The following is a 26926-nucleotide window of genomic DNA, read 5'->3' as shown; positions in this document are numbered from 1 at the left end:
GGTCGGGCGGCGGGGCGCCGATATGGGCGTCCGCAACGAATCGCCGGGCCCGCTTGAGCTCCGGCGACAAACCCGTCCGCACCCCGGGCGCCGTACCGGCCCGTTGTCACGCCCATGACAAAACGCCCTGGTGGATTGTGGTCCGCCAGGGATCCCTCCCGGCGACCCCCTGGGTAAGTTGGCCGATCACCTCGGCTGTTCTCAGGAGTCGCCCCGTGGACCTGCTCGGTGAAGACGACATCCGCCGCTTCCTCTCGGAGCGGATCGCCGCACGCTGCCGGCTGCCCCTCGCCGACGTCGACGCCGACCGTCCCCTGGAGGAGTTCGGGCTGTCCTCACGTGACGCGGTCGCCGTGGCGGGGGAGCTGGAGGCGCTGCTCGACAGGGCGCTGGGCCCCACGCTGGTCTGGGAGTACCCCACGATCGACCGGCTCGCCCGGGGCCTCGCCGCGCGGACGGCGGACCCGGTCTCGCAGGCCGTACGGCGGGCGGCCTCGGGCGAGCCGGTGGCGGTGGTCGGCCTCGGCTGCCGCCTGCCCGGCTCCGTCCGCGGGCCCGGCGACCTCTGGCGGCTGCTCCTGGCGGGCGGCGACGCGGTCGGCGAGGTCCCCGAGGGCCGGTGGGAGGAGTTCGACGACGGCTCCCCCCGCACCGCCGAGGCGCTGGCCCGGACCACCAGGCACGGCGGCTTCCTCGACGACGTGGCCGGGTTCGACGCCGACTTCTTCGGGATCGTCCCCGGCGAGGCCGAGACCATGGACCCGCAGCAGCGGCTGCTGCTGGAGACGGCCTGGGAGGCGCTGGAGCACGCCGGGATCGCGCCGCGCTCGCTGCGCGGCAGCCGTACCGGGGTGTTCGCCGGCGTCTCCGGCCACGAGTACGCCTACCTGACCACCGCGGACGTCTCCCGGGTGGACGCCTGGACGGCGACCGGGGCGGCGTCCAGCATCGCCGCGAACCGGCTCTCCTACCTGCTCGACCTGCGCGGGCCCAGCCTCGCGGTGGACACGGCCTGCTCCTCGTCGCTGGTGGCCGTCGACCTGGCCGTGCGCAGCCTGCGGGAGGGGGAGAGCGACCTGGCGTTGGCGGCCGGGGTGAACCTGCTGCTCTCGCCGGTGGTCACGATGGCGTTCGACCGGGGCGGCGGGACCGCGCCCGACGGCCGGTGCAAGGCGTTCGACGCGGCGGCGGACGGGATGGTCCGGGCCGAGGGCTGCGGCGTGGCGGTGCTCAAACGCCTGTCCGACGCGCTGCGCGACGGCGACCGGGTGCTGGCCGTGGTCCGCGCCACGGCGGTGAACCAGGACGGCCGCTCCAACGGACTGGTCGCGCCCAACCCCGAGGCCCAGGAGGAATTGCTGCGCGCGGTCTACGCGGGGCTGGAGCCGCCGGACTACATCGAGGCGCACGGCACCGGCACCTTCCTCGGCGACCCGATCGAGGCGCGGGCGATCGACGCGGCCCTGCCGCCGGGGCACCGGGTCCTGCTCGGTTCGGCCAAGAGCAACCTCGGCCACCTGGAGGCCGCCGCCGGGATCACCGGCCTGATCAAGACCGTCCTCGCCCTGCACCACGGGGTCGTCCCGCCCAGCGCGCACTTCCACCGCCCCAACCCGCACATCCCCTGGGACCGGCTGGAGGTCGTCACCGCCCCCACCCCCTGGCCGGGCGGGCCGGGCGCACGCCCGCGGGCGGGTGTCTCCTCCTTCGGCTTCGGCGGCACCAACGCCCACGTCGTCCTCGACGCCGCCCCCCGGGAGCCCGCCGTTCCGCCCGGAGCCGAAACCGGAACCGAGCCCGCCGTGCCGTCCGTAGCCGGACCCGAGCCCGTGCCCGAAGCCACGTCCGAAGCCGATCCCGAAGCCGGACGCGGGTCCGGGGCCGAAGCCGCGGCCGGAGGCGGGCCCGGAGCCGAGCCCGAGGCCGGGGCGCGGGGCGCGCGGGTGTTCCTGCTGACGGACGCCTCGGCCGACCGGGTACGGGAACACGCCGGACGGCTCGCCGAGTGGATCGGCGGCGCCCCGGCCGGACTGGACGACGTCGCCCGCACGCTCGCCCGGCGCGCCGGGCGGGGCCGGGCCGGGGCCGCCGTGGTCGCCCGGGACGCGCGGGAACTGGCCGCCGGGCTGCGGGCCGTACACGAGGGACGGCCCGCGGGCACTGCGGTGGGCACTGCGGTGGGCACTGCGGCCGGTGGACGGGGGCCCGTCTGGGTGTTCGGCGGGTACGGCTCACAGTGGGCCGGGATGGGAGCGCGCCTGTACACGCTGGAGCCCGTCTTCGCCGGCGTGATCGATGAGCTGGACCCCCTCTTCCGCCAGGAGGCGGGCATCCCGCTCAGGGAGGTCGTCGCCGCGGGCCGCGACCCCGGGGGAGTGGCCACCGCCCAGCCGCTGATCTTCGCGGTGCAGGTGGCGCTGGCCCGGCTGTGGAACTCCCACGGCGTACGGCCCGCGGCGGTGGTCGGGCACTCGATGGGCGAGATCGCCGCCGCGGTGGTCGCGGGCGGGATCGGCCTGCGGGACGCGGTCCGGGTGGTCTGCCGCCGGGCCCGGCTGCTGGGCACCCTCGGTGGCGGCGGCGCGATGGCCGTGCTGGAGGTGGCGGCCGAGGAGGTCCCGGCCGATCTGCACGTCGCCGTCCACTCCTCGCCGAGGCAGTGCGTCGTCACCGGGGATCCCGGCCGGGTGGCGGCCTTCGCCGCCGAGGTGGAGGCGCGGGGCCTGCTGTCCCGGCTGCTGACCGCGGAGGGCGCCGGGCACTCGCCCCAGGTCAAGCCGCTCCTGCCGAGGCTGCGTGCGGAGCTCGCCGGGATCGAGGGGGGGAAGCCCGGCATCCCCTTCTACTCGACCGTGTTCGACGACCCCCGTGAGGTGCCCGTCTTCGAGCCCGCCTACTGGGCCGCCGGGGTCCGCCGCCCGGTCCGGCTGATGGCCGCCCTCCGGGCCGCCGCCGAGGACGGGCACACCGTCTTCACCGAGATCGGCCCGCACCCGGTCCTGGCCGCGGCGCTGCGCGACACCCTCCCGGCGGGCACCGTGGTCACGCACTCGCTCCGCCGGGGGCACGACGAGGAGTTCACCGCCCAACTGGCGGCCGTGGCCGTGGCGCTGCCCTCATCTGAGCTGGCCCCGTACGGCGCCGTCACCGACCTGCCCCTGCCCGCGTGGCGGCACGAGCGGCACTGGGTCTCCCCCGCCCGGCGCGCCGCGCTCCCGCCGGGGGCGCACCCGCTGCTCGGCACGCACGTCGAGAGTCCCGCCGGGCACGTGTGGACCGCGACCGTCGACGACCTCGCCGATGCCCCCTGGCGGCTGGACCCCGCGCACTGGCGGGTCCACGGCCTGCCGGTGCTGCCGCTGGCCGCGGTGGCCGCCCTCGCCCAGGCCGCGGCCGCGCAGGCCTGCGGCCGGGCCGAGCTGACCGACGTCGTCCTGGAAGGACTGCTCCCGCTGCCCGCCGAGGTCGTCACCACCGTCACCCCGTGCGGCGAGGTGGAGATCGACGCGAGGAACGCCGCGGGGACCTGGATCCGGTACGGCACCGCGACCATCGTCACCGACGCGCCCCCGGCCGGAGCGGTCCCGAGCCCGGCGGAGCTCGCCGCCCGGCTGCACGGCCGGGCGGAGGAGGAACCGGGCGGCGGACGGGCCGGGACACCAGGCGGCGGGGCGGGCAGGACACCGGACGGTGGGGCGGTCGGCGGGGTGAGTGGTGGCCCGGCCGGGACACCGGACGGTTGGGCGGGCGGCGGAGCGGGGGCGGAGCAGGGCGTGCCGGTGCCCGTCGAGATCGGGTACCTCGGTCCGGACGGTGCCCCGGAGGACGTGCGGGTCCGGTGGGTCCCGGCCACCGCCGTGCCGGTCCCGCTCGCGGCCAAGCTGGTCGCCCGTGAGTGGGTGGAGGCGCCGGAGGCCGGGATCCCGGACGTGTCCGAGGCGGATGCGGGCCCCGCCCGGTCCTGTGCGGGCCCCGCCCGGTCCTGGCTCCTCGTGGCGGCGGAGGGGGACCCGCGGACCGGACGGCTCGCGGCGGGTCTCACGGGCGCGGGCCACACCGTCCACCACGCGCCCCTGCCCCTGCCCCTGCCCCTGTCTCTGTCTCTGTGCCCGCCCCGGATGCGGCCCGCGCCCCCTCGCCCTTTCCGGGCCCCGAACCTCGTCCCGCTCCAGCGTCCCGCTCCTCACCCGGCCGGGGCCGTCGGCCCCGTGCCGGTCGTGGAGGGACTGGAACCGGTGCGGGTCGTGGAGGGGACGGAACCGGTGCGGGCCGCCGAGGAGGCGGGCCCGGCTCCGGGCGCCGACGAGGTGGTGGTGCTGGTCCCCGCCGGGCTGGACCCGGCCGGGGCCGAGGGCGTGGTGCTCGCGGTCACCCGCCTCGTCCGCGACCTCGCCGGGACCGGCGCGCGGCTGCGGCTGGCCACCGAGCGGGCGCAGGCCGTACTGCCGGGGGAGCGCGCGGATCCCGGGGCGGCGGCCCTGCGCGGCCTGGTCCGGGTGCTGGCCTTCGAGCATCCCGGCCTGCGCGCCTGCCTGGTCGACGCCGACGACCCGGCCGCGCTCCTGACGGAGCTGACCCGCGGTACCTCCGGTGCATCGAGCACGTCCGGCGTACCCGAGGCACACGCCATGTCCGGCATGCATGACATGTCCGGCATACGGAATGTTTCAGGCATGCGGGGCGTCTCCGGCGGCTCCGACGACGAGGTCGCCTGGCGCGGCGGCGTCCGCCGGGCCGCGCGCCTGGCGGCTCTGCCCCTCCCCGCCGCACCACCGCCCGGTACGGCGAGGCCGGTGGTGCGGCGGGGCGAGAGCTACCTGATCACCGGCGGGTACGGCGGGCTGGGGCTGGTGGTGGCCCGCTGGCTGGCCGAGCGGGGGGCCGGGCGGATCGTGCTCGGCGGCCGTTCGGGGCCCGGGTCCTCGGGGATCGCCGCCATCGAGGAGTTGCGGGACCTCGGGACGGACGTCCGGTTGGTGATCGGGGACCTGGCCGCGCCGGGGACGGCCGGGCGGATGGTGGACGCGGCCGTCGCGGGGGGCCTGCGGCTGCGCGGGGTGGTGCACGCCGCTGGCGTGCTGGACGACCGGCTGGTCGCCGACGTCGGGGCCGCGGACCTGCACCGGGTCTGGTCGGCGAAGGTCCACGGCGGCCTGGCGCTGCACGAGGCGACCCGGGGGTCCGGTCTGGACTGGTGGGTGGCGTTCTCGTCGGCCGCCGCACTGCTCGGCTCGCCGGGGCAGGCGGCCTACGCCGCGGCGAACGCCTGGCTGGACGCCCTCTGCGAGCTGCGCCGGGCGGAGGGGCTGCCCGGGACGACGGTCGCCTGGGGCACCTGGGCCGAGGTCGGCGGGGCGGGGCGGGCGGCGCTGCCCGCGGTCGCGCCGATCACCCCCGACGAGGGCGTCGAGGCGCTGGAGGCCCTGCTGGCCAGGGGCGTGTCCGCGGCCGGGGTGGTCCGCCTGGACGCGGCGGCGGCCGTGGCGGCCTTCCCCGGGATCGCGCGCATGCCGTACTTCGCGGAACTGGCGGGTACGGCGGGCGGTTTCGGGGAGGGCGCCGGGACCGGTTCCGGACGGCCGGGCGCGGAGGCGCTGGAGGACCTGGACCCGGACGCGGCCGTGGCGGCGATCACGGCCAGGCTCACCGAGCGGACGGCCGCCGTGCTGGGCTTCGAGCGGGACCGGCTCCGGGAGGGCACGGTGCTGACCGAGGCGGGGCTCGACTCGCTGGCGGCGACCCGGGTGCGCGGCGCGGTGGAGCTGGACTTCGGGGTGACGCTCCCGGCGGCCCTGCTGCTGAACGGGGCGACGCTCGGCGACCTCGCCGCGGCCGTGGCCGCGGAGCTCGGCGTGCGCGCCCCGGAGCCGCCGGCCGGGCTGCGGCGGGCCGATCCCGCCCGGCACACCGGGGACGCCGGGGACGCCGGGGACGCCGGGGACGCCGGGGACGCCGGGGACGCCGGGGACGCCGGGGACGCCGGGGACGCCGGGGACGCGGAGGAGACCGCGCGAGGCGTCGTCCGGCCGCTCAACCTGGCGGCCCGCGCCCACCTGGCGGGGGAGACCGGGACGGGGACGCCGCTGTTCCTGGCGCACGCGGCGGGCGGGACCACGGAGGTCTACGCGCGACTGGTGGAGCTGCTGGGCCCCGGCACGGCGGTGTTCGGGCTGGAGCGGCTGGACGGGCGGGGGGTGGCGGAGCGCGCGGAGCGCTACGCGGAGGAGATCAGGAAAGTGCGGCCGGAGGGGCCGTACCGGCTGGGCGGCTGGTCGTTCGGCGGGGTCCTGGCCTTCGAGACCGCGCGGCGGCTCGGCGAGCGGGACGTGGAGCTGGTGGCGATGATCGACTCCGGCCTGCCGGACGAGACCGGCCCGGGGGAGCGCACCCGGATCACCGCCCGCCGGTACGCCGACTTCGCCGTCTACCTGCACCAGACGTACGGCGTGCCCGTCGAGCTCGGCTACGAGGAGCTGGCGGTCCTGGACGAGGACGGGCAGCTCGCGCTCACCGAGGCGCGCGTCGCGGCCTCGGGGGTGGCCGGACTGCTGGGCGAGGCGATCCTGCGCCACCAGGTCACCTCGCACGCCGACACCCGGGCGCTGGAGGCCTACCGGCCGGGGGTCTACACCGGCCGCGTGATCCTCTACCGCTCCACCGAGCCAACCCCCTGGGCGGTCCACGACGTCCGGTACGTCCACGACGGCGACCCCGCCCGGGGCTTCGGCCCGTACAGCCCGGCCCTGGAGGTCGTCACCGTCCCGGGCTCGCACCACCTCGACCTGCTCGACCCGCCCCACGTCGAAGTCATCGCCGCTCACCTCGCCGAACACGCTGGAGGCCAGCCATGACCCTCGCCCAGGCCGTCGTCGACGGCGCCGACCCCGAAGAGCTCGCCCGCCTGGAGGTCCCCTCCTCCTTCCGGGCGGCCCACACCCGCAAGGACCAGGTCGGCGTGTTCGGCCGGGTCCCGCACGGCACCGACGGCGTGGACAAGGACATCACGAAGTCGGTCCACGTCGGCGAGGTGCCGATGCCCGAGCTCGCCCCCGACGAGGTGCTGGTCGCCGTCATGGCGAGCGCGATCAACTTCAACACCGTGTGGACGGCCATGTTCGAGCCGATCCCCACCTTCGCCTTCCTGGAGCGGTTCGGCCGCACCGACCCCCGGCACGACCGGGACTTCCACGTGCTCGGCTCGGACGCCTCCGGGGTGGTCGTCCGGATGGGCGCGGCCGTACGGCACTGGCGGATCGGCGACCGGGTCGTCGTCTCGCCCGCCTACGTCGACGCGCAGGACCCGATCACGCACGCCGACTCGATGCTCGGCGAGGACCTGCGGGCCTGGGGGTTCGAGACCAACTACGGCGGGCTGGCCGAGTTCGCCGTGGTCAAGGCCACCCAGCTGCTGCCCAAGCCCCGGCACCTGAGCTGGGAGGAGGCCGCCTGCAACATGCTGTGCGCCTCCACCGCCTACCGGATGCTGGTCAGCCCGCGCGGCGCCCGCATGAAGCAGGGCGACGTGGTGCTCGTCTGGGGCGCCGCCGGCGGGCTCGGCGCGTACGGCGTGCAGCTGGTGCGCAACGGCGGCGGCATCCCGGTCGGCGTGGTCGGCTCGGAGGAGAAGGCGGACCTGCTGCGCAGGCTGGGCTGCGAGCACATCGTGGACCGCTCGCAGTTCGAGCACCTCGACGACGAGAAGGCCTGGCGGGCCTTCGGCGCGGAGATCCGCCGCCAGGTGGGCGAGGACCCGCACATCGTCTTCGAGCACACCGGCCGGGACACCTTCGGTGCGTCCGTCTACGTGGCCCGGCGCGGCGGCTCCGTCGTCACCTGCGGCTCCTCCAGCGGGTACGCGCACTCCTACGACAACCGGCACCTGTGGATGAAGCTGAAGAGCATCGTCGGCTCGCACGGCGCGAACTACCAGGAGTGCCACGAGGTCAACCGGCTGCTCTCGCTGGGCATGCTGCAGCCGACCCTGTCGGCGGTCTACCCGCTGGCGCGGACCGGCGAGGCGGCCCGCGCCGTGCAGCTCAACCGGCACGTCGGCAAGGTCGGCGTGCTGGGACTGGCCCCCGCCGAGGACCTCGGGATCGAGGACCACGCGCTGCGCGAGCGCATCGGCGAGGACCGGATCAGGACGTTCCGGAGCTGACGGGCCGGTGCGGGGCCGGAGGCGCCGACCGGATCGGCGGGCCCGCCGGACGGGCCGGACGCGCGGGTCAGGCCGGGCGGGAGCCGACCGCCTGCCGGGCGCGCAGCACGATCTCCAGCTCGAAGCGGATGTCGGGGTCGGAGAGCTGGTCGCCGTAGAGCTCCTCCAGCTGCCGCAGCCGGTAGCGCACGGTCTGCGGGTGCACGTGGAGCCGCGCGGCGACCTCGCCGGCGCCCCGGCCGTGCCGCAGCCACGCCAGCAGCGTCTCGGCCAGCCGGTCCTGCTGGCTGGGGCGCAGGTGGGCCAGGGGGGCGAGCCGTACCTCGGCGAGGGCGTTGACCAGTTCCTCGTCCCTGAACACGACCAGGGTGGCCATGTGGTCGGAGCAGCGGACCAGGCCGCGCCTGCCGGAGAGCACGCCGCGCCTGCCCAGCTCCAGTGTCTCGCGGGCCCAGCGGAGCGAGGTGGCGGCGGCGGACAGCGGTACGGCGGGACCGATCGCCGCCTTCCAGCCGCGCAGCCCGGTCTCCAGGGTCTGCGCCCGGCCGGGTCCGCCGGGGTCGGGCACGATCAGGCAGGGATCGGGCCGGTCGAGCCCGGCCAGCACGTCCGGCGGGAGCGAGGGCGGGCGGTAACCGCCGCACCGCTCGTCCAGCGCGACCCCGGCGACCGTCCTGGGCAGCCGCCAGCCGGCGGTCCTGGCCAGGTCCGCGATGGCGTCGGGGGAGGCCGGGGGCCGGCTGAGCAGCAGGTTCAGCAGGCGGTGGCGGCGGCGCTCCATCTCGCCCGCGGCGCGCGCCCGGGCCTCGTCGAAGCCCTCGGCGGCGGCGTCGGCGAGCTGGTCGAGGTAGACGAAGATGGCCTCGCCGAGGTCGTACAGCTGCTGGGGGGTGAGCCCGAGGTCCTCGGCCTGCTCGGTCAGGCGCCGCCAGGCCACCCGGGCGCCCAGGCGCATCGCGGTCTGCAGCGGGTCGAGGTTGCGGCCCTCGTTGGCCTCGCCGCGCCCGATCGTGCGGAACACGTCGGCCTCCAGCGGTCTGCTGGGGTTCTCGATCCGGTCCACGAACTGGCGCAGCGCCTCGTCCACGGCCAGCCGTACGATCTTGACGTACGTCTCGTCGGCCGGCCGGGAGTATTCGGGGATGCGGAGGACGATCTCGCCGATCACCTGCTCGGCGATCCGGGACAGGCCAGGCCGGAGCAGTCTGGCCACCGCGGACGGGGTGGAGCCCCAGAGCCTCTGGTCGGATACCGGGTCGTCCGGTCCGCCGCGGCCGCCCGGTCCCCGGACCGCGATCCTCGTGTGTTCCTTCGTCGCCACAGACCCTCCCGTCGGAGTGCGCCTCATGTTCTGACGTGATAACACCTGGCAGTAAGCAAACGCTTGTTAGTGTCGCAGGCGCAACACCTGGCGCATCCGGCGGGAGGGATTGAGACCTATCCGAGATAGGCGGCGAACTCGTCCAGGGAGATGAGCCCGTCGCCGTCCTCGTCCATCCTGGAGATCGCCGCGGCGGCGGCCTCGGGGGTGAGGGGCTGGCCGAGCACCTCCATGAGACGCGCCAGCTCGACGGCCGAGATCAGGCCGTCGCCGTCGACGTCGACCATGCTGAACGTCAGCGCGTAGTCGTTGGCCATGGGTGGATCCGCCTTCCGGATGCGGAGGAATCAGACGGATGCACATTAGCGGCCCGGACCCGGGATCCCGGCGGGTCTCCCGGGATCCCGGGCCGGACAGACCCCGCGCGGGCGCCCCGGGGGCCGAGCCCCGGAGCGTCCGCGCGGATCCCGGTGCGGCGGGCGGTACGGCCCCGCCGCCGGTCTCGGATGGCCGCCCCGGAACCCTAGACGACCGCCCCGGAACCCTCCCGGGGACGGGCGGTCCGCTTCAGCTTCGGCTGCGGCGGCGGGGCCGGGTTGCGCTTCTCGAACCGGATCGCCAGCGGCGCCGCGACGAACGCCGACGACAGGGTGCCGACGATGACGCCGATCAGCAGCGCCACCGCGAAGTCGGTGAGCGACGAACCGCCGAGCACGGCCAGCGCGGCCAGGATGAAGATCGCGCCCAGACCGGTGTTCACCGTACGCGGCACGGTCTGCAGGATCGCGGTGTTGGCCACCGCGGCGAACGGTTCCTTGCGCCGCTCCCCCCACAGCTCGCGGACCCGGTCGAAGACCACGACCTTGTCGTTGACCGAGTAGCCGATCACCGTCAGCATGGCCGCCAGGAACACCCCGTCGATCGGCTTGTTCAGCCACGCGAACGCGCCGACCACGACCGACGCGTCGACGGCCAGGGTCAGCACGGCCGCCAGGCCGAAGGTCCAGCGGAACCGGAAGGCCAGGTAGGCCAGCTGCGCGGCGAGCGCCACGGCCAGCGCGATCAGGGCGTTGCGGCGCAGCTCCGCGCCCATGCTCGGGCCGATGAGCTCGTCGCGGACCTTGTTCACCTGCCCGGCCCCGCGCTCCAGCGACGCCTCGATCCGGTTCACCTCGGCGTTGCCGATCTGACCGGTCCGCACGGAGATGTCCTTGCCCGAGGTCTGCACCACGGCGCTGGGGAACCCGGCGTCGGCGACCAGCTCGCGGGCGGTGTCGGCGGTGATCGCCTGAGTGGTGGAGTACTCGACGATCCGGCCGCCGGTGAACTCCACGCCGTAGTTCAGCCCGCGCACCGCGAGCCCGGTCAGCGCCGCGACCGCCACCACGGCGGCCACCACGAGGTAGGCCACGTGGTGGCGCATCAGGTCGGGGCCGTGCTCGTTCAGCCAGGTGCGGAGTCGCCCGATCCCGGCGATGCCGGTGATCGCCGGCCGGGAGGCGACGGCCCGGCGGTTGACCGCCCACTGGGCGATGACCCGGGTGATGACCATCGCGGTGACCATGGAGGCGAGCACGCCGATGGAGAGCGTCACGCCGAAGCCGCGCACCGGCCCGGAGGCCAGGAAGAACAGCAGCCCGGCGGCGAGCAGCGTGGTGATGTTGGAGTCGGCCACCGCGCTCCAGGCGTTGCGGAAGCCCTTCTCCAGAGCCTGCCGGAGCCTCGTCCCGCCCCCGGCCGCCGCGGCCTCCCGCCGCTCCCCGGCCTGCTTCGCGGCCGCGGACCCGGTCCCGGGCCGCGACCGGGCGGCGTACTCCTCCCTGGCCCGCTCGAAGACCAGCACGTTGGCGTCCACCGCCATGCCGATCGCGAGCACGAAGCCCGCCAGGCCGGGCAGCGTGAGGGTCGCGCCGAGCGCCACCAGCGCCGCGTAGGAGATCAGCCCGTAGGTGGCCAGCGCGAAGGCGGCGACGAGCCCCACCAGCCGGTAGGTGATGACGATGAACAGCGCGGTGAGCGCGACGCCGATGACGGCGGCCTGGGCGCTGGCGGCGATCGCGGCGGCGCCGAGGGTCGGGCCGACGGTCCGCTGCTCGACGGTCACGACCGGGACCGGAAGCGAACCGCCCTCGATCAGCACGGCCAGCTCCTTGGCCTCCTCGGCGGTGAAGGAGCCGGTGATCTGGGTGGAGTTGCCCGGCAGGCCCACGTTGCAGGCCACGTCCTCGTTCACCTGGGGCGAGACGAGCACCTTGCCGTCGAGCACGATGGCGACCCGCCGCTTGGGGTCGCCGGAGGGGTTGCAGGCCGCCTCGCCGGTCAGTTTCGGCCACTCCCGGGTGCCCTTGCCGCGGAAGTCGATGGTGACGAACCAGCCGCCGCCCGACTGCGGGTCGATGCCCGCCTCGGCGGCGCCGACGTCGTCACCGCTGAGCCGGGCCGGGCCGACGAGGATGCGGGAGCCGTCCTCGTCGGCGATGACCTGCTCGCCCTTGCCGGGCTTGGTGTTCGCGTCGGCCACCGCGATGACGGGGTGGATGGTCAGCTGGGCGGTCTTGCCGATGACCTCGGCCGCCTTGCTCGGGTCCAGCACACCGGGCAGCTCGACGATGATCCGCTGCTCACCGGAGCGGGCCAGGGTCGGCTCCGACACGCCCAGCGCGTCGACGCGCCGGCGGAGCACCTCCAGGGTGCGGTCGGTGGTCTCGGCGTCGGCCTTGACCGTCGGGGAGTCCCTGGTCTCCAGGACGATCTGGGTCCCGCCGCGCAGGTCGAGACCGAGGGTCGGGCGCATGGTCAGGGCTACGTAGAGAGACGCGGCGATCACGGCGAACGCCGCTATCGCGCGTATCAGCGGGGCACGCGACATGGAAGCCTCCACAGGCTCGGAGAGGATGAGGAGCGGTCCCGCGCACGGCCGGGCGCCCCGGCGCGGGCCCGCGGGACTCCGCCGGGTACGGCGGAGCACCCGGAGGACGGGTCCGGGGGGACGTCGGTCGGACGGGTACGGCGCAGCACCCCGGAACGCGGGAACGCGGGGTGCCTCAGCCGCCTGTGGAGGGAGGCGCGCGGCCGGACCTGACGAGCAGGGCCGCGAGCGGGCGGGGGTCGTCGTCCCGGGCCGGGCGCGCGGCCGGACCGTGGGAGGACGGCGGATGCGGCAGCGCGCGCGGCGGCGGCGCGGCCGGGTGGCCGCCTCCCGCGCCGGTCCCGGTGAAGGCGGAGGCGGCCGAGAGATGCCGCTCGCCCAGAGGGGTCTGGCGGGAGAAGGGGTGGTGGTCGCCGGGGGCTTTGGCGACGGACGGCCGGTGCTGCGCGCCGTACGACAGGGCGGCGGGCGCGTTCAGCCCGCCTGAGACGAACAGCGGGAGCAGCAGGGCGAGCAGCCAGCCGAAGGGCGCACCGCACCTTCGCTGCCGCATGACGCCCTCCGGTGGACCGGGACCACCCCGTGTGATCCCACCCACCATAACCGGTCACCGCCACGACGGCCGGGACACGCTCCGGCCGACGGGCCGCGGCGGGTCGCGATGCCGCCGCATCCTCATAAAAACCCCACGGGAGGGTAGTGCGCCCGCATGCGACTGACCTACACCGGAGACCTGTGGTGGAAGAACGCCGTGGTCTACTGCCTGGACGTCGAGACCTACAAGGACGGCAACGGTGACGGCATCGGCGACTTCCGGGGCCTGACCCAGCAGATCGACCATCTCGACCGCCTCGGGGTGACCTGCATCTGGCTGATGCCGTTCTTCCCGACCCCCGGCCGCGACGACGGCTACGACATCACCGACTACTACTCCGTGGACCCCCGGCTGGGCACCCTGGGCGACTTCGTGGAGTTCGTGCGGACCGCCAGGGACCGGGGCATCCGGGTCATCGCCGACCTGGTGGTCAACCACACCTCCGACGAGCACCCGTGGTTCAAGGAGTCGCGCTCCAGCCGGGACTCGGCCAAGCGCGACTGGTACGTCTGGCGGGACGAGCCGGAGCCCTTCGACCCGAAGGCCATCGTCTTCCCGGACGAGGAGGACAGCCTCTGGGAGCTCGACGAGGGGACCGGCCAGTACTACTACCACAGCTTCTACCGCTTCCAGCCGGACCTGAACACCGCCAACCCCGAGGTCCGCGACGAGATCGCGCGCATCCTCGGCTTCTGGATGGAGCTCGGCCTGTCCGGCTTCCGGGTCGACGCGGTGCCGTTCCTGATCGAGGACATCGACGGCGGCCCGCACGAGTTCCTCGCCGACCTGCGGGCCTTCATGAACCGGCGGGACGGCACCTCGATCCTGCTGGGCGAGGTCAACCTGCCCTACCCGGAGCTGACGGAGTACTTCGGCGACGGCAACGGCGACGAGGTCACCCTGTGCTTCGACTTCGTCGCCATGCAGCGCTTCCATCTGTCCATGGCCCGCAAGAACCCGAAGGCGCTGGCCGAGGCGCTGCGCGAGCGGCCCAAGGCGCCCGACGACGCCCAGTGGGCGATGTTCATGCGCAACCACGACGAGCTGACCCTGGACAAGCTCACCGAGGCCGAGAAGCACGAGGTCTTCGACGCCTTCGGCCCGGACAAGGACATGCAGCTCTTCGACCGGGGACTGCGCCGCCGCGTGCCGCCGATGCTCGGCGGTGACCTGAGCCGCCTCAAGCTGGCCTACAGCGTGCTGTTCTCCCTGCCGGGCACCCCGGTGCTCTTCTACGGCGAGGAGATCGGGCTGGGCGAGAACCTCGAGGCCAAGGGGCGCATGGCCGTGCGGGTGCCCATGCAGTGGGCGCCGAGCGGAGGCTTCTCGCGGGGCGAGGTGCGCACCCCGGTGCCGCCGGTGACCGGCGAGTTCGGCCCGCGCCACGTCAACGTCGAGGACCAGCGCCGCGACCCCGACTCGCTGCTGCACTGGGTGACGATGCTGATCGAGCGCTACCGGGAGTGCCCGGAGCTGGCCTGGGGCGACTACGACGTCCTGGACGCCGGGGACGAGGCCGTGCTGGCCCACCGGGCTGACGCCGAGGGCGGCACCGTGGTCGCCGTGCACAATTTCGCCGACCGCGAGGCGGAGGTGGAACTGGTCCTGGAGGGCCTGGGCGACCCGTGCGTCCTGGTCGACCTGCTGGTGGACGGGACGCTGGACGTCGGGCCCGGCGGGCGGGTGGGCTTCACCATGGGCCCGTACGGCTGCCGCTGGTTCCGGGTGGCCGAGCCCGACGAGTTCCCCGAGGACGCCTCGGCCAAGGGCCACTGACGATCCGGCTCAGCCTCCACCGGCGATATCGGCCATCTCAATGGGCCGGCTCGCCGGTTGCAGTGTCCCTCGGGAGCCCGGGATTCCCTCAAGCCCGTATGCTACGGGCCGATATTGTCATCGACCCGGTTCCCCCAGAGAAGGAAGTTCACCGTGTACAAGGAGTTCGCGATCGAGGCCGTGGTGTGGCTGATCCCCGTGGCCGTGCTCCTCGGCCTGGCCTGGATGATCACGGCGACGGCCTGATCTGGACGGCGCCGCGATCCGGGCGCCGAAGCAGGGGACGACGGGTCCTTCTCGAGACCTCATGATCTCCGCGACACGGCCGCGTCCCGCCCTCCGGCGGGGCGCGGCCGTTCCGTGTCCGGCGGTGTCGGTGTCGGTGTGCCCGGTGTTCCAGGCTTCGGCCGTGGGCCCGGCCGGGTCCTCCCACCGCCGGACGCGTTGGGCGAGGGTCATGACGTCGCGATCGCGGTCTCCCTCGCCGTCCTCGACCCGGGGTGTCCGAGGACCCGCCAGAGCCACACCTGCGTTCCCACCAGCAACGGCGTGAGGATCGCGGCGGCGGGGGTGAGCAGGGCGAGCGTCGCCGGGTCGGCGAGGTGCTCTGCCAGCGGCAGGCGGGATCCGGCCGCCAGCCCGGCCGACACGATGGCGGCCGAGGCCAGGGCATAGGCGGCGTGCTCGCCCAGCGCGCCGAAGGGCCGCCTCGCCCGCCGCCACGGCATCTCCGCCTCCCCGCCGGACGCCTTCTCGGCCTCCCCGCGCAGCGTCTCCCCGCCGGATGCCTTCCCTGTCTCTCCGCGCGAGGTCTCCCCGCGCAGCCGGAGCGCGGCCAGCGCCAGTCCCTGGGCGCAGAACAGCCCGGCGGCGGCGACGACCGCCGCGACCAGGACCGGTGGCGCCGCTCCCGCGCTCCCCGCCAGGACGAACCCCCAGCTCAGTGCCACCGCCCAGCTCCCGGCGACCACGGCCGCCTCGCACCCGGTCCGCCACGCCGCCCGGTCCGCCCGTCGCCGCAGCAGGATCCCCGCGTCCCGCGCCACCCAGCCGAGCAGCAGCACGGTGAACGCCGCGTAGTTCTCCGCGAGGAACTCGCCCTCCAGGACGGGGAAGGCCCCGGCGAAGAAGCCGACCGCGACGACCAGCCAGACCTCGTCGGCCAGGAAGAACGGCGTGATCGCGTCCAGCACCCGGCCGCGCTCGCCGGGGGAGCGCCCGAGGTACGGCAGGAGCATGCCGATCCCGAAGTCGGCCCCCGATAGCACGAGGTACCCGGCGGTGAAGAAGGCGAGGAGGGCGATTTCCATCGTGGTTCCTTCGTGGTTCCTTGTCGGGAAGGGTGGGGACGCCGGAAGGCGGCTCGGCGCACGGCCGGCGCACGGCCTCCCGGACGCGGCCTCCGGAACACGACCGGGACACGACCGGGACGCGGCCTCCGGAGGAGGCTCGGGACGCTGCTCAGAAGACGGCCGCCGGGATCGGCTCGTCCCGGGCGGCGGAGGAGCCGGACGGGAGGTCCGGAGCGCCGTCCGCCGGGCCGTCGGCCGGGTCCGGGCCCCGCCGGGCGGCACGGGCGAGCATCCAGACGTTGACCGCGACCAGGACCGCGAACAGCACGGTGAAGGCGGCCAGCGAGAACCGGAGCAGGCCGGGCGGCAGGTCGCTCAGCGCCTCCTCGGTGGTCAGCAGCCCCTGCACCGCCCACGGCTGGCGGCCCGCCTCCCGCAGCACCCACCCGCCGAGCACGGCGGCGAACGGCAGCGGGACCGCCGCGGTCAGCAGCACGTGCCAGGCGCGCAGCCCCCGGACCGCCCGGGAGGAGAGCGCCAGCGGCACGCTCACCAGCGAGACGAGCGCCATCACCCCGAACAGCCCCAGCATCACGATCCCCCCGGCCTGCACCGGGAGCGCGGGCGGCACGTGGTCCACGAGGCCCGCGGCCCCTCCCACGCTCTCCCGGACCGCCTCGTACGCCGCCGCGGCCTCCGCCCGGAGCCGCTCGATCTCCGCCGCGTCCCCCTCGAAGACGGCCCACTTCATCGGCTGCACCGTGGAGAAGCTCAGCTCGCCGAAGGCGAGGACGGCCGCCAGGCCGGGCAGGCCGGTGAACACGCCGATCCGCAGCGAGCGGCGGAAGAACTCCTGCTCGGCGGTCCGGCGGCGCAGGTGGTGGGCGCTCACCCCGGCCAGGAAGAACCCGGCGGCGACCAGCGAGGCGGCCAGGACGTGCCCGAAGGCGGTGAGCGCCGCCGGGTTGGCCAGCACCGCCGCCGCGTCGGTGAGCCGGAGCGTCCCGCCGGAGAGCTCGGCGCCGACCGGGTTCTGCATGAAGCCGTTGGCCACCAGCACCCAGTAGGCCGAGGCGTAGGCGGTGAGCGTCACCACCCAGAACACCGCCAGGTGCGCCCACCGGTTCAGCCGCCCCCAGCCGAAGATCCACAGCCCCAGGAAGGTGGACTCCACGAAGAACGCGACCAGCGTCTCCATCGCCAGCGCCGCCCCGAAGACGTTGCCGGAGAAGTGCGAGAGCCCGTTCCACGCCATCCCGAGCTGGAACTCCATCACCAGTCCGGTGACGATGCCCATCACGTAGTTGATCACGTAGAGCCGTCCCCAGAACCGCGTCATCCGCTCGTGCACGGCGGAGCGGGTCAGCGTGGCCCGCGTCTGCACGACCGCGATGAGCGTGGCCAGGCCGAGGGTGAGCGCGACGAACAGGAAGTGCGTCCCCGCGGTGAGGGCGAACTGCAGCCGGGCCAGGTCGAGCGTGTCCATGGCCTCAGCGTCCCGGTACGGCCCCGCCCGCGCGTCCCCCCGGGGATGGCGCCCGCCGTACCCCACCGGTTGCGGTCTCCCGCGGGCCGTCTACGCCGGCGGCACTCCCGCACCCGCCAGGTGTCGGCGGACCGCAGCCGCAGCCACAGCCGCAGCCGCGGTCCGGCCCGATATCCGGGCCGCGGTCCGGTCCGCCGCCCGGCTCAGTGCTCGGCTCAGTGCTCGGCCAGGACGATCACCGAGTCGCCGGGGCCGAGGCGGACCAGGCGGGACTTGTCGGGGTTGAGGACCACGCCGAAGTGCGGGGCCTCGCCGACCCGGTCGGCCAGGCGGTAGCCGATCGCGGTCTCGCCCCGGCGGGCGGCCGACTCGATCACCGTGGCGAAGCTGACCGGCGCCCCGGAGCGGACGTACCGCTCGGCGGGGCGGGGGTAGATCTCCGAGCCGCGCGAGTCGAAGAGATAGCCGAACACGTCGGCCAGGTGCCGGTTCTCGGTGAGCTGGGCCAGGAGCAGGCCGATCACCGTGTCGCTGATCACGATGTCGTCGGCCCGGGTGACCTCGGCCAGGGCCCGGTTGTTCTCGTCGTGCATCTCGCTGACGATCGAGTAGCGCTCGCCGAGCGAGGTCTGCATGTCGCGCAGCTGCAGCAGGGTCATCAGCGTCCGGGTGTCGGCGTGCCCGGCCTCGTAGCGGTCGTCGGACAGCACGATGACGTGCTGGTAGACGCCCAGGCCCAGTGACTCCAGCGCGTAGCGGTCGGTGGTCTCGCAGTCCTTGACGTTCACCGTGAGGTTGACCAGGCCGTCGACGCCGGTCGCCGCGTCGGGGTGGTCGGAGGCGACGTCCAGGATCGAGCCGGGGGCGGCGTAGCCGTCCAGGCAGCGGACGATCTGGCGGCCCCGGCCGTTCCAGTTGAGCACCAGGGTCCGCTCGGGTCCGGGCACGGGGTGCGGGGTCATCACGATCGCGTCCTCCTGGGCCTTCGGCATGCCGTCCGCCAGGCGGATCATCGAGTCGTCCTGGGCGATCACGATGATCTCGTCCTCGGCCTCGACCACCGTGTCCGCCGGCGGGTTCAGCATGGTCCGGCCGCCGCGGCGCAGCCCGATGACCGTGGCCGCCTGGTAGGCGTGGAGCGCCCTGCCGTACGGCGTGCCCGCCAGATCGGGGTCCGAGCGCAGGTAGATCTCGCCGCCGGCGAAGTCCAGCAGGTCCATGCAGACCACCGACGTGCCCGACTGGCGGGAGGACTGCACGATGAGCCGGGAGGCGGTGTCGTCGGAGTCGACGAGGTGCACGTCGGGGCCGCCGGCGAGCCGGGCCGCGGCCATGTTGGCGGTGTCGGCGATCGCGGCCACCACCGGCGGGTGGTCGCCGGCGCGCTTGTCCAGGGCGAGCAGCGTCTTGATGACGTGCGCGTCGGGGTCGTCGCCCTGCGGGGAGAGCACGACGACCGAGCGGGCGGAGTCGAGGTTCATCAGGTCGAGGTCGGCCGGTTCGACGGGCCGCCCGGTCCGGCAGACCACCTTGGTCGCGCCGGTGTCGCCCACGTGCGTGCGGAGCGCGTCCTCCATGGCGACCTTGTCGAGGTCGGCGAGGATCGCGATGACGGAGCCGCGCTGGCTCGCGTGCGCCTGGACCAGCTCCCGGACGATCGTGAAGACCTGGTCTGACCAGCCGAGGATCACCGTGTGCCCGCGCTCGATGATCCGCGACCGGCCCTTGCGGAGCTGCTCGAACCGCTCCTTGAGCCCGTTGGCGAGCACGCCGACCAGGGCGCTGACGATGAAGAGGCCGCCCAGCGACGCGACGAACATCAGCGCCACGAACGGCGCGCTCCCGGTGTCGCTGGCCACCTTGCCGGGGCTGAGCGTGCGCATCAGCGTCGCCCAGAGCACGCCCGCCACGCCGTGGTGCTGCGCGGCCTCGACCGGCGTCAGCCAGAGCACGAGCCCGGTGACCACGGCGATCAGCGCCGCGGAGATCGCCGCGAGCCACCCGATCAGCGCCACCGTGCCCCGCGACATGGTGTTGTCGAACCAGTAGCGGACCCGCTCCCGGCGCGTCGGCCTGGACACCGGCATACCTCCCCGTTCGGTGAATCCCGATCAACGATCGCACAAAAAGTACATGTCGCTCAGGTGTTCGCACATCCGGGTCCGCCGGTACGGCATGCGGGCAGGTGGAGGCCTCGGCCTCCCGTGGGGGAGCCGGTGTTCCCGCAGCGGGGAGACGGCGCGGGGCCGGGAGCGCACCGCGTGCGCCCCCGGCCCCGGGAGGGTCGTGCGCCGGCCGGACGGCCGGTCGTGCGGTGGTCAGACGCGGAAGCGTCCCACCAGCGCGTTGAGGTGCGTGGAGTTCTGCGCCAGCTCCTCCGACGCCCGCCGCACCTCGCCGATGCTGCTCACCATCGCGTGCGCGGTGGTGGCGATCTCCTGGACGCTGTGCGCGATGGCGGTCGCGCCGGTGGCGGCCTCGGAGATGTTGCCCGCCATGCTGTCGGTGGTGCTGCTCTGCTCCTCCACCGCACCGGCGATGCTGCCCTGGTGGTCGTTGACCTCACCGATCACCTGCGCGGTCGTGGAGATCGACGCCACCGCCGCGGCCACGTCCGCCTGGATGGCGGTGATGCGCGCGGTGATGTCCCCGGTGGCCTTGGCGGTCTCCTGGGCCAGGTCCTTGACCTCGGAGGCGACCACGGCGAAGCCCTTGCCGGCGTCGCCTGCGCGGGCCGCCTCGATGGTGGCGTTGAGGGCCAGCAGGTTGGTCTGCTCGGCGATCGAGTTGATCAGCGCGACCACGCTGCTGACGGCCTCGGACGACTCGCCCAGCCGGGTGATCGCGGTGCTGGCCTCGGCCGCCCGGCTCACCGCGGCGTGGCCGGCGGTGCTGGCCTCGGCCGCGCTGCGGGAGATCTCCCGGATCGAGGCGCCCATCTCCTCGCTGGCGGTGGCCACCGTCTGCACGTTGCCGGAGACCTGCTCGGCCGTGGCCGCGGCGTTGGTGGCCTGAGCCGAGGCGTTCTCGGTCTGCTTGCCGATCTCCGCGCTGATCGCCGACAGCTCCTGAGCGGCGGCCGAGGAGGAGGCCGCCGAGTCGTTGATCTGGCGGACCAGCTCGGCGACGTTGCCGATGAACTGGTTGAACAGCCGGGCCAGGGTGCCGATCTCGTCGCGGCGGGAGGCGTCCACCCGCTGGGTCAGGTCGCCGTCGCCCTCGGCGATGTCGCGCAGCCGCCGGGCCAGCTCGTTGACCGGCCCGGTGACGCCGCGGGTCAGGAACCAGGCCAGGCCCAGCAGCGCGATCACGGCCAGCGAGGTGCCGAACAGCACCACGTTCTTGGTCGTCGACGCGGTCGCCTCGGCCTCTTCGGCGCGCACGGTCAGCAGGCTCGCCTCGGCGTCGCGCATCTCGTCCAGGGTGGCGCGGATCTGGTCCATGGTCGCCTTGCCTTTGTTCGACAGCACGACCGCGCGGGCGGCCTCGAAGCCCTCGGCGCGGCGCAGGTCGACGGTCTGCTGCATCTCGGCGAACTTGGCGTCGACCAGCGGGCGCAGGGTGTCGATGTGCTTCTGCTGGGCGGCGTTGTCGGAGGTGAGCTCGGCGGTCTCGTCCAGCAGGTCGCCGACGGCCTTCTTGGCCTCGGTGTAGGGGCCGAGGTAGGACTCCTCGGCGGTGATCAGGTAGCCGCGCTGGCCGGTCTCGGCGTCCTTCAGCGTCGACAGCACGCCGTCGAGCTTGTTCAGCACCTGGTGGGTGTGGGCCACCCACTTCTCGTTCTCGACCAGATCGACCGTGTTGCTGTAGGACACGGCACCGATGACGCCCATCATGACCAGCGCGGCCACGAAGCCGGCGGTCAGCCGGCGGCCGATGGTCCAGTTCCAGCGGGCACCGGCGGTCGTCTTCCCCATCCGGTCAGGCATGTCGTTCATGGCGTGCTCTCAATTTTCTAAGCGTCGAGGTCTCCGTCGATCCATCCATCGGCCGCGGCACGGGATTTCCAAGCTTTCCGGCCGGCGAAGTGTTTCTTTACCCGAGACGGCGACCCGAGCCCGCGGCGCGCTCCCTCGGCCGTCGGTGACGGCGTCCTCCCCGGCCGTCGGCGCGGGGCGGCCCGCGGTGACCGGGGGACGCGCGGGAGGCCCGGCGGGACCCGGCGGGGCCCGGTCACGGGGTCCCGCCGGGCCGTTCACGGCGCGGTGGTCACGATCCCTTCGGGCAGAACTCCCCGACCGGGCGAGGGTTCGGCGCGGGCTCGGGACCGGTCAGGACGATCGCCTCGCCCGCCGCGCTCATCACGCCGTCGTGGACGTACCAGTGCCCGGGGGGCACCCGGCCGGAGGCGGTGAAGGAGGTGAGCTCCGGCTCCACACCGCGCTCCCGCAGCATGGGCACGACCTCGGCGACGGTCTTGTTGACGTACTCCACGCAGTGGAGCGGCTCACCGGGCATGTCGATGATCGGCCGGATGACGTACGCCTCACCGGGCCGGGCCTCCCTGCCGAGAGTGACCTCGGCCTTCTTCGCGTAGTCCACCGGGACCTTCAGCCCGGTCGGACAGCCGCCGAGCCGCTCGCAGGGTCCGGGCGCCTCGATCGTCGTGATGGGTCCGTCGGCGGGGACGGGCTCGCCGGCCCTGAGCCGGTCGACGTCGTTGAACACGTAGATGCCCCGCGCCCCGCCGGGGGAGGTCGGGACGAGCTTGAGGGTGATGTCCAGACCGCGGGCCTTGAGTTCGCGCTCGTACAGTTCCGGCTCGGCGAACAGGTCCTTCACCGTGATGACGTAATGGTCGCCGTCCCGCTCGATGTCCAGGGTGGCGGAGGCCGGGGCCGGCCCCAGCCCGCCGGGGAGCGACCAGCTCGCCAGCACCGCCGCGGCCGTCGCGACGCCGATGGCCGACAGGACGGCCCACCGGCGGCGCCGCGGGATCCCGCTCCGGAGGAGCCCGGCGGGCCGGCCGGGTGCGGCGGCCGGGGCGGTGGTGATCTCCTCGAACAGCTCCATGGCTCCCGGGGTCATGCCGGGGCCTGGATCGGGGGCGATACCCGCCACGAGGCGGTCGACGTCGTGCATCACGCTTCTCCCTTCGCCAGCGCGACCGCGCGCGAGCCGTACCTGGCCAGATCCAGGCCGGCGGATTCGAGTTCCCGGGCGAGCCGCTTGCGCGCCCGGTGCAGCCGGAGACGTACGGCGCCGCGCGAGCAGCCCAGCACGGTCGAGATCTCCCCGGGGTCCAGCCCTTCCCAGCTGACCAGCGCGAGCAGTTCCCGGTCGCCGGCGCTCAGCCGCCGGAACGCCTCCCGCACCCCGTCCGGATCGTGCCCGGCGGTGTTCTCGGAGGGCCCGGCGGTGTCGGCGCGCTCGGCCCAGACGGCGAGCTCGGCGCGGAGCCGTACGGCCAGCTCGGTCCGGCGGTCCGCGGCCCGGCGGCCGTTGGCCAGCACGCGCCGGGCCGTGCCGTACAGCCAGAGGCGGGCGGCGTGCCCCTCGGGGACGTCGTCCAGGCGGCGCCAGGCCGTGGTGAACGTCTCGGCGAGCGCGTCGGCGGCGTCGTCCGGGGAGTGGGTGCGGCGGCGCACGTAGGCCAGGAGGTCGGGGTAGTGCGCCGTGTAGATCTCCTCGAAGCGCCGCTGAGGGTCAGGGGGGCCCACATCGGTTCCTTCCGTCGGGGACTCGTCATTCCCGTACGTGTCCGGCAACGGAACCGCGTTTCCCGGCGATCCGGTTCTTCCGGGCCGTGCGGTCGGTCGGGGTGTCCCCTCCGATTCCGGACCGTGCGGTGCGTCGGGGATCTCTCCTCCGCTTCCGGGCCTCCGCTTCCGGGCCTCCGGGTCGGAGCCGCCGGGCCGGGCCGCCGGGTCAGATCCGCCGGGCGGCGGCGCGGCCCGCGGTACGGCCGGACAGCAGGCAGCCGCCCAGGAACGTCCCCTCCAGGGCGTTGTAGCCGTGCACCCCGCCGCCGCCGAACCCGGCGACCTCTCCGGCGGCGTACAGCCCGGGGACCGGCTGCCCGTCCCGGTCCAGGGCGCGGGAGTCGAGGTCGGTCTGGATCCCGCCGAGGGTCTTGCGGGTGAGGATGTGCAGCTTCACGCCGATCAGCGGCCCGGCCGCCGGGTCGAGGATCCGGTGCGGGGGGACGGCGCGGCCGAGGCGGTCGCCGACGTAGCGGCGGGCGTTGCGGATGCCCTGGACCTGGACGTCCTTGCCGTAGGGGTTGGCGACCTGCAGGTCGCGGGCCTCGATCTGGGCGCGGATCGCGGCGGCGTCGAGCAGCGGCTCGTCGGTGAGCCCGTTCATCCGCTCCACCAGCTCCTCCAGGGTGCGGGCCACCACGAAGTCGGCGCCGTTCCGCTTGAACGCCTCCACCGGCGCGGGCGCGCCCTTGCCGAGGACGCGGGAGCGCAGGAACGCCCTGCGGTCCTTGGCGGTGATGTCGGGGTTCTGCTCCGAGCCCGAGAGCGCGAACTCCTTGGTGATGATCCGCTGGTTGAGGATGAACCAGGAATGGTCGTGGCCGGCGATGTCCGGGGTGGTGCGCAGGTGCTTCAGCGTGCCCAGCGTGTCGTAGCCGGGCAGGCACGGCTCGGGCAGCCGCCGGCCGAGGGCGTCGAACCACAGCGACGACGGGCCGGGCAGGATGCGGATGCCGTGCCCGGGCCAGATCGGGTCCCAGTTGTGCAGGCCCTCGGTGTAGTGCCACATGCGGTCGCGGTTGACCAGCCGTACTCCGGCGCCCTCGGCGATGTCGAGCATCCGCCCGTCGACGTAGGCCGGGACGCCGGTGACCATGTGCGCCGGGGGCCGGCCGAGCCGCTCGGGCCAGTGGCGCCGCACGCGGTCGTGGTCGGCGCCGATCCCGCCGGTCGTGACGATCACCGCCTGGGCGCTCAGCTCGAACTCGCCGACCGCGTCGCGGTTGGAGGCGACCCCGCGGGGGGAGTCGTCGTCGGCCAGCACCGTGCCCCGCACCCCGGTGACGGCGCCGTCGGTCATGACCAGCTCGTCGACCCGGTGCCGGTGGTGGAAGCGGACCAGTCCGGCCGCGGCGGCCCGGTGCACGGACAGGACGAACGGCTCGACCACGCCGGTGCCCGTGCCCCAGGCGATGTGGAAGCGGGGCACGGAGTTGCCGTGCCCGCCGGCGCGCAGGGCGCCGCGCTCGGCCCACCCGACGGTCGGCAGGAACGTGATGCCGTGCCCGGCCAGCCACGACCGCTTCTCCCCGGCGGCGAACTCCACGTAGGCGCGCGCCCACTTGACGGCCCAGGCGTCCTCGTCGTCCAGGCGGTCGAACCCGGCGCTGCCCGTCCAGTCGCTCCACGCCAGTTCGAAGGAGTCCCTGACCCCCAGGCGGCGCTGCTCGGGCGTGCCGACCAGGAACAGGCCGCCGAAGGACCAGAACGCCTGCCCGCCGAGGTTGGCGGCGTTCTCCTGGTCGACCAGGACGACCTTCCTGCCCGCCGCGGTCAGCTCGTGGACGGCCACCAGACCGGCCAGGCCCGCGCCGACGACGATGACGTCCGCGTCCATGGGGGTGCTCCTCACTGCCGGATGTCGCCGGACATTCCGGGACATCGGGTACCGATGGGCGCCACCGTATTCGCTCTGCGGGAGCTCCGACCAGTGGTCCCGGGCGCGGCCGCCCCCCTCCGCGCAGGCCGTCGCTCTCGTAGGGCTCGATCCGCTATTAATGTGAATTATCCACCTGTATATGTTTCTTCCCATTTAGGGGCGGGGTGAATGAAGGGATGCGGGTTTTTTGCACGGATGTCCTTGCCTTTCCGGAGCCCTCGATTGATCATGAAAAGGATTTCCGCACTGGTAACGGGAATCTCCGGCGTCATATTCGGGGGATATCGATGATGAGACTCGTCAAGAAGAAAGCCGCTCTGGCGGCGCTGGCCGCCGCCGCTGCCGCCTTCACCGTGGTTCCCGCCCAGGCGGCCTCGGCGGTGACGAACCCCTACAAGCCCGAGGCGGTGTGCGGCTCCGGCTTCAAGAAGGTCCCCGGGGGCGTCCGCCCGATGCGGGCGGGCTTCCCCGGAGGGGTCGTCGGTTACCTCTACCTGCTGTACAACGCCGACACCAGGCAGCACTGCGTGCTCACCATGAAGGCGACGTCCCTCGGCACCGCCACGACGACCCAGGTGGCCCTGGAGGTCGACTCGGAGAACGGCGGCGGACGCGGCTACAACCAGGCGATGCAGGGCAAGTACCGGTACTACGCCGGGCCCGTCAAGCTGACGACGGAAGGCAGGTGCGTCCGCTACACCGGCATGATCTACAGCGTGGACGGGACCATGCCGGCCTACGCCGAGGGCACCCACGGCTGCGAGGGCCGCCAGAACTGGGGATTCCCGGGATCCCCGCTGGGCCAGGGCGGACAGGGCAGCCCGTTCGCCCCGATGGACGGCAACGTCCCCGCGATGCCCGGCCTCGTCCCGCCCGCCCTCGGCGTCTAGCCGGGCCCGCCCGGCCGGGCCCCCGGCAGAACGATCCGCACGACGTACGGCGCCGCGGCCTCCGGCGAGGAGGCCGCGTCCCGCCGGGTCAGGACCAGGCGCCGGCGGCGGCGGCCCGGGCGGCGTAGTCCTCGAAGGAGGCCGGCTCGCGGCCGAGCACCTGCCGCACCCCGTCGGCGACCCCGGCGAGATGCCCGCCCCGGTGCACCTCGAACAGCGCCCCGAGCATCCGGACGGCGGCCTCCGGATAGCCCTGGCCGAGCAGTTCCCGGTGGTACTCCTCCGGGGTCAGCTCCACGTACCCGATCGTCCGGCCCGCCGCCCGCCCGATCGTCTCCGCCGCCTCGGCGAAGGTCAGCGCGCGCGGCCCGGACAGCTCGTACACCCGCCCGGCGTGCCCGTCCTCCGTCAGCAGCGCCGCCGCGACCTCCGCCACGTCCTCGACGTCGACGAACGGCTCCGGCACGTCCCCGATCGGCAGGGCCAGCCGCCCGGCCCGCAGCGGTTCCAGCCACAGGTCCTCGTCGAAGTTCTGGTCGAAGTTGTTCGGCTGAATGATCGTCCACTCCACGCCCGAGCCGCGTACGGCCTGCTCGGCGGCGACCATCCCCTGCCCGAAGTCGCCGGTCACGTGCTCGATGCCCCGCCCGGACAGGGCCACGAACCGGCGGACGCCCGCGTCCACCGCCCGCTTGACGAAGTCGTGGACGGGCGCGGGGTCCTCCGGCGCGACGAGGTACACCGCCGAGGAGCCCTCCAACGCGGCGGCCCAGCTGTCCGGCTCGGACCAGTCGAACCGCACCTCGCCCGAGCGGGACGCCGCCCGCACGGCCACGCCCGCCTCCCTGAGCCGCCGCACCACCCGCCGCCCGGTCTTGCCGGTGCCGCCCAGTACGAGGATCCGATCCGCATGTGTCGTCGTCATGCCGCCGAGTCAACCGCCCGGCGCCGGCCCCGG

The 26926-nt window shown here is 74.3% G+C and carries 16 protein-coding genes; 4 read left to right on the top strand and 12 right to left on the bottom strand.

Going from position 1 to position 26926, the window contains the following annotated elements:
• The first annotated feature begins 215 nt into the window (after positions 1–215).
• Positions 216–6851 (top strand): type I polyketide synthase, encoded by a 6636-nt coding sequence (locus IEZ07_RS16125; RefSeq protein WP_191895501.1) that lies wholly within the window; start codon positions 216–218, stop codon positions 6849–6851.
• Positions 6848–8158, top strand: a complete 1311-nt coding sequence (gene ccrA, locus IEZ07_RS16120) for a crotonyl-CoA carboxylase/reductase (protein WP_068902168.1) — start codon at positions 6848–6850, stop codon at positions 8156–8158. The genes IEZ07_RS16125 and ccrA overlap by 4 nt, the downstream gene beginning before the upstream one ends.
• A gap of 67 nt (positions 8159–8225) precedes the next feature.
• Here the strand turns inward: ccrA and IEZ07_RS16115 are convergent, their stop codons facing one another.
• The 4 genes from IEZ07_RS16115 to IEZ07_RS16100 all read right to left on the bottom strand — a co-directional run bounded on the left by IEZ07_RS16115 (position 8226) and on the right by IEZ07_RS16100 (position 12901).
• Entirely contained in the window at positions 8226–9479 is a 1254-nt protein-coding gene (locus tag IEZ07_RS16115) for a PucR family transcriptional regulator (protein ID WP_239320200.1), read from the bottom strand.
• A 116-nt stretch (positions 9480–9595) separates the two neighbouring features.
• Positions 9596–9796 (bottom strand): EF-hand domain-containing protein, encoded by a 201-nt coding sequence (locus IEZ07_RS16110; RefSeq protein ID WP_189237951.1) that lies wholly within the window; start codon positions 9794–9796, stop codon positions 9596–9598.
• A gap of 206 nt (positions 9797–10002) precedes the next feature.
• Positions 10003–12348, bottom strand: coding sequence for a protein translocase subunit SecD (gene secD, locus IEZ07_RS16105; protein ID WP_191895499.1), 2346 nt, complete (start codon positions 12346–12348; stop codon positions 10003–10005).
• 175 nt (positions 12349–12523) lie between these two features.
• Positions 12524–12901: a hypothetical protein gene (locus IEZ07_RS16100; RefSeq protein WP_191895498.1), complete on the bottom strand. Its 378-nt coding sequence runs from the start codon at positions 12899–12901 to the stop codon at positions 12524–12526.
• Positions 12902–13057: 156 nt separating this feature from the next.
• Here IEZ07_RS16100 and IEZ07_RS16095 point away from each other — a divergent pair, with 156 nt between their 5' ends.
• A complete protein-coding gene (locus IEZ07_RS16095; protein WP_191895497.1) occupies positions 13058–14719 on the top strand; it encodes an alpha-amylase family protein in 1662 nt (553 codons plus the stop codon).
• Positions 14720–15174: 455 nt separating this feature from the next.
• On the opposite strand, the gene IEZ07_RS16090 is transcribed toward IEZ07_RS16095, so the two are convergent.
• From IEZ07_RS16090 to IEZ07_RS16060, 7 genes are all read right to left on the bottom strand, one after another.
• Positions 15175–16029 (bottom strand): cytochrome d ubiquinol oxidase subunit II, encoded by an 855-nt coding sequence (locus tag IEZ07_RS16090; RefSeq protein ID WP_191895496.1) that lies wholly within the window; start codon positions 16027–16029, stop codon positions 15175–15177.
• A gap of 151 nt (positions 16030–16180) precedes the next feature.
• A complete protein-coding gene (locus IEZ07_RS16085; RefSeq protein WP_191895495.1) occupies positions 16181–17497 on the bottom strand; it encodes a cytochrome ubiquinol oxidase subunit I in 1317 nt (438 codons plus the stop codon).
• A gap of 215 nt (positions 17498–17712) precedes the next feature.
• Entirely contained in the window at positions 17713–19578 is a 1866-nt protein-coding gene (locus tag IEZ07_RS16080) for a CASTOR/POLLUX-related putative ion channel (RefSeq protein ID WP_191895494.1), read from the bottom strand.
• A 237-nt stretch (positions 19579–19815) separates the two neighbouring features.
• Positions 19816–21435 (bottom strand): methyl-accepting chemotaxis protein, encoded by a 1620-nt coding sequence (locus IEZ07_RS16075; protein WP_191895493.1) that lies wholly within the window; start codon positions 21433–21435, stop codon positions 19816–19818.
• Between the two features lie 271 nt (positions 21436–21706).
• Positions 21707–22579 (bottom strand): hypothetical protein, encoded by an 873-nt coding sequence (locus tag IEZ07_RS16070; RefSeq protein ID WP_191895492.1) that lies wholly within the window; start codon positions 22577–22579, stop codon positions 21707–21709.
• On the bottom strand, positions 22579–23157 hold the full coding sequence (locus tag IEZ07_RS16065; protein WP_191895491.1) for an RNA polymerase sigma factor: 579 nt from the start codon (positions 23155–23157) through the stop codon (positions 22579–22581). The genes IEZ07_RS16070 and IEZ07_RS16065 overlap by 1 nt, the downstream gene beginning before the upstream one ends.
• Before the next feature lie 208 nt (positions 23158–23365).
• Positions 23366–25036, bottom strand: coding sequence for an FAD-binding dehydrogenase (locus IEZ07_RS16060; RefSeq protein WP_191895490.1), 1671 nt, complete (start codon positions 25034–25036; stop codon positions 23366–23368).
• A 332-nt stretch (positions 25037–25368) separates the two neighbouring features.
• Between IEZ07_RS16060 and IEZ07_RS16055 the strand changes: the two genes are divergently transcribed.
• The gene (locus tag IEZ07_RS16055) at positions 25369–25968 is read left to right on the top strand and encodes a hypothetical protein (RefSeq protein ID WP_191895489.1); all 600 of its coding nucleotides are present in this window, start codon (positions 25369–25371) and stop codon (positions 25966–25968) included.
• An 88-nt stretch (positions 25969–26056) separates the two neighbouring features.
• Here the strand turns inward: IEZ07_RS16055 and IEZ07_RS16050 are convergent, their stop codons facing one another.
• The gene (locus IEZ07_RS16050; protein WP_191895488.1) at positions 26057–26893 is read right to left on the bottom strand and encodes an NAD(P)H-binding protein; all 837 of its coding nucleotides are present in this window, start codon (positions 26891–26893) and stop codon (positions 26057–26059) included.
• Between the last annotated feature and the right edge of the window lie 33 nt (positions 26894–26926).

It is taken from the genome of Planomonospora parontospora, assembly GCA_014647935.1.
Lineage (GTDB): Bacteria > Actinomycetota > Actinomycetes > Streptosporangiales > Streptosporangiaceae > Planomonospora > Planomonospora parontospora.
The sequence above is the reverse complement of the archived record's forward strand: the minus strand, read 5'-3'. Positions and strand labels throughout refer to the sequence as shown.

Coding starts and splice junctions, on each gene's coding strand:
- ccrA (WP_068902168.1), top strand. CDS start 6,848: ATGACCCTCGCCCAGGCCGTCGTCGACGGCGCCGACCCCGAAGAGCTC.
- IEZ07_RS16110 (WP_189237951.1), bottom strand. CDS start 9,796: ATGGCCAACGACTACGCGCTGACGTTCAGCATGGTCGACGTCGACGGC.
- secD (WP_191895499.1), bottom strand. CDS start 12,348: ATGTCGCGTGCCCCGCTGATACGCGCGATAGCGGCGTTCGCCGTGATC.
- IEZ07_RS16100 (WP_191895498.1), bottom strand. CDS start 12,901: ATGCGGCAGCGAAGGTGCGGTGCGCCCTTCGGCTGGCTGCTCGCCCTG.
- IEZ07_RS16095 (WP_191895497.1), top strand. CDS start 13,058: ATGCGACTGACCTACACCGGAGACCTGTGGTGGAAGAACGCCGTGGTC.
- IEZ07_RS16090 (WP_191895496.1), bottom strand. CDS start 16,029: ATGGAAATCGCCCTCCTCGCCTTCTTCACCGCCGGGTACCTCGTGCTA.
- IEZ07_RS16085 (WP_191895495.1), bottom strand. CDS start 17,497: ATGGACACGCTCGACCTGGCCCGGCTGCAGTTCGCCCTCACCGCGGGG.
- IEZ07_RS16075 (WP_191895493.1), bottom strand. CDS start 21,435: ATGAACGACATGCCTGACCGGATGGGGAAGACGACCGCCGGTGCCCGC.
- IEZ07_RS16070 (WP_191895492.1), bottom strand. CDS start 22,579: ATGCACGACGTCGACCGCCTCGTGGCGGGTATCGCCCCCGATCCAGGC.
- IEZ07_RS16060 (WP_191895490.1), bottom strand. CDS start 25,036: ATGGACGCGGACGTCATCGTCGTCGGCGCGGGCCTGGCCGGTCTGGTG.
- IEZ07_RS16055 (WP_191895489.1), top strand. CDS start 25,369: ATGAGACTCGTCAAGAAGAAAGCCGCTCTGGCGGCGCTGGCCGCCGCC.
- IEZ07_RS16050 (WP_191895488.1), bottom strand. CDS start 26,893: ATGACGACGACACATGCGGATCGGATCCTCGTACTGGGCGGCACCGGC.